The organism is Tibeticola sp. (genome assembly GCF_022759015.1).
Taxonomy (GTDB): domain Bacteria; phylum Pseudomonadota; class Gammaproteobacteria; order Burkholderiales; family Burkholderiaceae_C; genus Tibeticola; species Tibeticola sediminis.
Genome location: NZ_JAEMQB010000038.1, coordinates 1 through 4,582, shown reverse-complemented (window position 1 = coordinate 4,582; position 4,582 = coordinate 1). Strand labels below are relative to the sequence as shown.

The following is a 4,582-nucleotide window of genomic DNA, read 5'->3' as shown; positions in this document are numbered from 1 at the left end:
CGCTCCGTCCTCGGTGTGCTCGCACAGATAGATGACGCTGCGCGCAAAAGCACCGTCTTCCAAACCCGGCATGGCAATGAGGAAATGATCTGCGAGGTCGGTGCCGGTGGAGTCGCGAGGCATGCCAGAATTTTACCGATGTCGACGAACAAACCCTATCGAAGCGGCCTGATGTGGTTCCGCCGAGACCTCCGTTGCAACGACAACACCGCTTTGCACCAGGCCTTGCGCCAGTGCGAGCGCGTCTATGTCGCCTTCGTTTTCGACCGCGCCATTCTCGACCCCCTGCCCCGCCAGGACCGCCGCGTCGGCTTCATTCATGCCTCCGTGCTCGCGCTCGACCGGGACCTCCGTGCGCTGAGCCCTACACCGGGCGTGAACCTGATCGTCCGGCACGCCCATGCCGAGGGCGCGATTGCGGATCTGGCGGTCCAGCTCGGCGTCGACGCCGTTTTTGCCAACGAGGACTACGAGCCCGAAGCCTGCGCCCGCGATGAACGGGTTCGCTCGGCGCTGTCCTCGTTGGGCGTGGCATTCCACCTCCACAAGGACCAGGTCGTCTTTGCCCCCAACGAGATTCGCACGCAGCAGGGCAAGCCCTATTCCGTCTTCACGCCGTTCAAGAACGCTTGGCTCGCCCGGCTCACGGAAGAAGACCTCGAGCCCCGCACCGCGGCCGACCATGCCGCGAGCCTCGCGGCCCCTCCGCCAGCCTTGCAACGCCCGATCCCTAGCCTCGCCGAAATGGGGTTTGAGCCTCCAGCCGACGAGGTTCAACGGCTTTTGCCCGGATCGGACGGCGCGACCCAGCGACTTCGAGATTTCCTCGGGCGCATCGGCCGATACGATGCGCTGCGTGACTACCCGGCGCTCAAGGGGCCAAGCTATCTGAGCGTCCACCTACGCTTTGGCACGATTTCGATCCGCGAACTCGTCGCCGCCGCGCAGGCGGCCGCACGCACAGGGGCCGGTACAGGGGCGACGACCTGGCTCAGCGAACTGGTTTGGCGTGAGTTTTACTTCCAGATCCTGGGGATGTACCCGCATGTGGTCGACCACAGCTTCAAGCCCGAATACGACCGGATCACTTGGGAAACCGGAGCCGAGGCCGACGCCGCGTTCGATGCGTGGTGTCAAGGCCAGACCGGCTATCCGTTGGTCGATGCCGGTATGCGGCAACTGAACCAAACCGGCTACCTGCACAACCGGCTGCGCATGGTGACGGCGAGCTTCCTGGTCAAGAATCTGGGCATCGACTGGCGGCGAGGCGAGCGCTACTTTGCGGCCCAGCTCAACGACTATGACCTCGCCGCCAACAACGGCGGCTGGCAATGGTGTGCTTCGACCGGCTGCGATGCGCAGCCCTGGTTCCGCATATTCAATCCAGTGACTCAGAGCGAGCGCTTCGACCCCGAAGGCCGCTTCATCCGCCGTTACGTGCCGGAAATCGCCCAACTGCCCAACACCAGCATCCACGCCCCCTGGAAGGCAAAGCCGGTCGACCTTGCCGCTGCCGATGTTCGGCTCGGCATCGATTACCCCGCACCCATCGTCGCGCACGAGGCTGCGCGCGAGCGCACGCTCGCGCGCTATGCCGCCGTCCGCGGCCGTCAGGCCTCGACCGTCCCATAGGCATAGCGGCGAACGAGCGCCAGAAGTTCTTCTTCCGAGTAGGGCTTGCCGAGATAGTGGTTGACCCCTAAGGCCTTCGCATGCTCCCGGTGCTTCTCGGCGATCCGTGACGTGATCATCACGATCGGCAGGTCTTTGAGGGCGTCGGACGCGCGAATGTTGCGTGCCAGATCGAAGCCGTCCATGCGTGGCATTTCGATATCGGACAAAACCACGCTGGGCCGCTCTTCCTGCAACACCTTGAGGGCTTGCAAGCCATCGGCCGCCAAAGCCACCCGATAGCCTTCTCTTTGCAGCAGGCGCTGCGTGACCCGTCGAACCGTGATCGAATCGTCCACGACCAGAACCAGCGGAACTGCGGGCGCGAGCGCCTGCTCCTGAGCCTGCGGTGCAGAACGTGGCGTGGGCTGCCGACGCGCAGCCTCGCCGTAGGCTGCGGCCAGAACGACCGGGTTGTAGATCAGCACCACGTCTCCCGAGGGAAGCACCGTAACCCCCGCAAGCCCCACCAAACGCGAAAGCTGGGGCCCAAGGTTCTTGACCACCGCTTCCTGGTTTCCCAAAACCTCGTCGACGTGAACGGCGATCCGACGGTCGCCGCTGCGGAAAATGACCACCGACGCGGTCTTTTCCGGGAATTCAGCCGATTGATTGCCAATGCCGAACAGGGCACCCGCCCAGTAGAAGGGCAAGGCGTCGGCGCCGAAGCGCCATTCACCCGTCGCGTAAGCCGCCGCGACCTCGTCGGCCTTGAGCTTGCGCACGAGCTCGACCACCCCGGCAGGCACCGCGAAAACCTGACCTGCAGCGCGCAACAACACGACTTGCGTGACCGCCGTTGTCAAAGGCAGGGTGAGCTTGAAACGCGTACCCGCTCCGGGCTGCGACTCGACCTCGATCCGTCCGCCGACGGATTGGATCTCGGAGCGGACCACATCCATACCGACACCCCGACCCGCCAATTCGGTCACCTCGGACGCCGTGGACAGGCCAGGCATGAAAATCAACTCCGCCGCTTCCTGCTCGGTCAGCGCCTGGTCTGGCGCGATGAGGCCGAGCCGGGTCGCCTTGTCCCGCAAGCGCGCGTAATCGAGGCCGGCGCCGTCATCGGCAAAAGTCAGCATCACTTCGTTGCCCACCTGTCGCACGTCGACGGAAACCGTCCCAGCTGCGGGCTTTCCTGCAGCCGTGCGTGTCTCGGGCGACTCGATTCCGTGGACGACGCAATTGCGCAGCAGGTGTTCGAATGCGCCGGTCATACGGTCGAGCAACCCCCGGTCGATCTCAATCCCACCGCCAATCAGATCGAGCTTGACTTGCTTGCCGGTGTCTTTCGCCGCCTGCCGTACGACCCGGTAGAGGCGCTCCGAGATCGATTCGAATTCCACCATGCGCGCCCGAAGCAAATCTTCTTGCAGCGCTCGGGTTTGGCGCGCTTGTGCCTGCAAGTCGTCTTCGGTCGCGTCGACCGTGCGCTGAAGGGCGCGCTGCACGGTCGCGACGTCGTTGACCGACTCGGCCATCATCCGCGTGAGTTCCTGCACGCGCGTGAAACGGTCGAATTCGAGCGGATCGAAATTCTGCTGGCTGTCCTTGGCTTGCGCGAGGCGCGATTGCATCTGGCTCTCGGCCTGGACCTCGACGTCCCGCAACTGGTGGCGCAAGCGCTCGAGGTTCCCAGTAAGGTCGTTCAGCGACTGGCGCAACTGACGCATCTGCGTCTCCAGCCGCGAACGGGTAATCATCACTTCGCCGGCTTGATTGACCAGCCGGTCGAGCAGCTGGGCCCGCACGCGCACCGTCTGGTTGGCTGCCGCACGCAAGGGGGCGGCCAACAAGGGCGCCGGCTGCGCGACCGCCCCAGCCTGCGGAGGAGATGCGGGCTGTGCGGACGCTTCCCCTAGCCTGGAGGCCGTGGCGCTGGGCGCAGCTGCGGGCGCCGGCTCGGCCGGAGCGGCCTCGGGGCGAGTGGCTTCTTCGGGTGGGTTTCGCAGTTGCTCGAAGCGCGCGACCAGGGCATCAAATGCCGCCAACAGCGGGTCGATGTCCTCGCCCAACGCCGACTCGGCAGCAATGGCCTCGATCTCCGACTCCATGCGGTGCGCCATCTCACCCAGACGCTGGGCACCTGCGAGTCGGGCGCTGCCTTTGAGGGTGTGCAGCGTCCGCAAGACCTCACCTCGCGCCGAAGTGTTGTCGGGGCGGGCCGCCCATTGCCGCAGCGCGCTGCCCAAGCGGGGCAAGAGTTCAAGCGCCTCTTCTTCGAAGATCGGAAACAGATCCGCGTCGACCTGATCGAGGACGTCGAAATCGCCCTCTTCCGGCGGCGCACCAGCGACGCCGGTGGCTACACGATTCGCCTCAGCCGAAGCCGGCGCCGCAGCGGAGGGGCGCTCATCGCCCTCGTCGGCGGCTTCGGCGGGTTGGTCGAGGCCAGTCACGGGCTCTTCAAGCTCCAGCCGCTCCAAGCCCTCGATCAAATGCGGACTGGGCTCCTTGAGGAAACCGGCCGCGAACTGATGCAGCAGACGCCGGATCTCGTCGGCCACTTCGCACAGCAGACCCGCCACTCGAGGCGCTACACCGGGCTGCGCCTGCACATGGTCGAGGCTGTGCTCGAGCTGCCGCGCCAGGGCCGAGAGCGATTGGAAGCCGACGGTCGCTGAGCTTCCCGCGAGTGCGTGGGCCAGCGCCGCGGCGTCCGCCGGTACGGCCCGATGCTCGCATTCGAGGGCCCACTCCCCCAACTGCTGTTGGAGTTTGCGCGACCACTCGTCGGCCTCGTTGAGGTAGACGTTGTAGAGCGGGATACTGATGCGCAAAGGACCGACGAGTCGATACGCATCGGTTTCTTCTTCCGGCTCAAGGGCCTCTGCTTCTGCTGCTTCTGCTGCTTCTGCTGCTTCTGCTGCTTCTGCTGCTTCTGCTGCTTCTGCTGCTTCTGCTGCCT

At 65.1% G+C, this 4,582-nt stretch carries 3 protein-coding genes; 1 reads left to right on the top strand and 2 read right to left on the bottom strand.

The window, feature by feature from the left end; genetic code table 11:
* A partial coding sequence (locus JHC36_RS02420) for a YqgE/AlgH family protein (protein ID WP_287915400.1) occupies positions 1 to 123 on the bottom strand: 123 nt, incomplete at its 3' end.
* A gap of 15 nt (positions 124 to 138) precedes the next feature.
* Between JHC36_RS02420 and JHC36_RS02415 the strand changes: the two genes are divergently transcribed.
* Entirely contained in the window at positions 139 to 1,632 is a 1,494-nt protein-coding gene (locus tag JHC36_RS02415; RefSeq protein ID WP_287915397.1) for a cryptochrome/photolyase family protein, read from the top strand.
* On the opposite strand, the gene JHC36_RS02410 is transcribed toward JHC36_RS02415, so the two are convergent.
* Positions 1,611 to 4,582 (bottom strand): hybrid sensor histidine kinase/response regulator (locus tag JHC36_RS02410; RefSeq protein WP_287915394.1); only part of this gene is annotated, 2,972 nt, incomplete at its 5' end. The genes JHC36_RS02415 and JHC36_RS02410 overlap by 22 nt on opposite strands.